A 1462-nucleotide genomic window follows, 5' to 3' on the forward strand; every position below is an offset into this window, starting at 1 on the left:
AGTTTCAGTGCGACGCTGGCCGGGTCGCAAGGCAGCCTGGGCAATATGGCCAGCGTGCTGCATGACGAGAAGCTGCAGGCGACCGAAGCGGCAGAAGTGGCAAAATTGAGCGGTCAGGCGACGACGGAAATCGCCACCAATTTGCACCAGTTGGCGCAGGCTTCGGCCAAATCGGCACATGAAGTCGAGTCGCTGGCCATTCAAGCCGACAAGATCGGCTCGATTGTTCAGCTCATTCACGAAATCGCCGATCAGACCAATCTGCTCGCCCTTAATGCCGCCATCGAGGCGGCCCGCGCCGGTGAGTCGGGGCGCGGATTCGCGGTGGTCGCCGACGAGGTTCGCAAGCTGGCCGAGCGCACATCAAAGGCAACGAAGGACATCGGCGGGCTGGTCAACGACATCCGTCATAACTCGACGCAGGCCAAGGAGGCCATGGAACTGCTCTCGTCGTCGGCCGACGATTTCAGCCAGCGCGGCGGCAAGTCGACCGAAGACATGCGTCGTCTCATGGACATGTCGCAGAAGATGGAGCACGTGATCTCCGCCAGCGCCCTGAGCAGCTTTGTCGAGGTTGCCAAGGTCGATCACCTGGTCTTCAAGTTCCGCATTTACATGGCGCTGTTCGATCTCGAGAGCCTGGCGGCGGATGGCGTCGCTGCACATACCGGCTGCCGGCTCGGCAAGTGGTACTACGAAGGTGAAGGCAAGGGGTTATTCAGCCAGTTGCCAGGTTATCGCGAGATGGAAGCGCCGCACATCGTGGTCCATACCAATGGCAAGGCCGCGCTGCAAGCCAAGGCCGCGGGTGACATCGAGGCCATGCTCAAGCATGTTCAGGCGATGGAGCAGGGCAGCCTTGGCGTCATCGAAAACCTCGAACGCATGGCTAACTCGGTTGCCGTGTCGTAAGCCTGTTTGATCAGATGCCCGGGCACTAAGCCCGGGTTGCTGCGGCCAGCGCGGTGGCGAAGTTTTCAACCGTCTGCGCCGGATTGTGCAGCTTTTCCAGACCGAACAGACCGAGGCGGAAGGTCCGGAAATCGGCCGGTTCGTCACACTGCAGGGGTACGCCAGCAGCGGTCTGGAGGCCCAGGGCGACAAATTTCTTGCCGCTGTGGATTTCCGGGTCGGTGGTGTAGCTGACCACCACGCCGGGCGCCTGGAAGCCTTCGGCGGCGACGCTGGGGAAGCCATTGGCCTCCAGCAGCTGACGGATGCGGCGGCCGAGATCGGTTTGTTCCTGGCAAACCTTTGCGAAACCATAGGCTTCGGTTTCCAGCATGGCATCGCGCAGCTTGGCCAGGGCGTCGGTCGGCATTGTCGCGTGGTAGGCATGGCCGCCGTTTTCAAAGACCTCCATGACCTGCAGCCATTTCTTGAGGTCGCCGGCAAAGCTCGTGCTGTTCGTTGCGTCGATGTGGGCGCGGGCGCGTTCGCCGAGGGCGACCATGGCGCAGCA

At 61.8% G+C, this 1462-nt stretch carries 1 protein-coding gene and 1 pseudogene; one reads left to right on the plus strand and one right to left on the minus strand.

Annotated features, from left to right (window positions below; all coding sequences use genetic code 11):
• A partial coding sequence (locus ADADOO_RS00050) for a methyl-accepting chemotaxis protein (RefSeq protein ID WP_511274116.1) occupies positions 1-912 on the plus strand: 912 nt, incomplete at its 5' end.
• A gap of 25 nt (positions 913-937) precedes the next feature.
• Here the strand turns inward: ADADOO_RS00050 and ADADOO_RS00055 are convergent.
• A pseudogene (locus ADADOO_RS00055) lies at positions 938-1462 on the minus strand (alanine--glyoxylate aminotransferase family protein); the annotation flags it as partial.

The organism is Azonexus sp. (genome assembly GCF_036170495.1).
GTDB lineage: Bacteria > Pseudomonadota > Gammaproteobacteria > Burkholderiales > Rhodocyclaceae > Azonexus.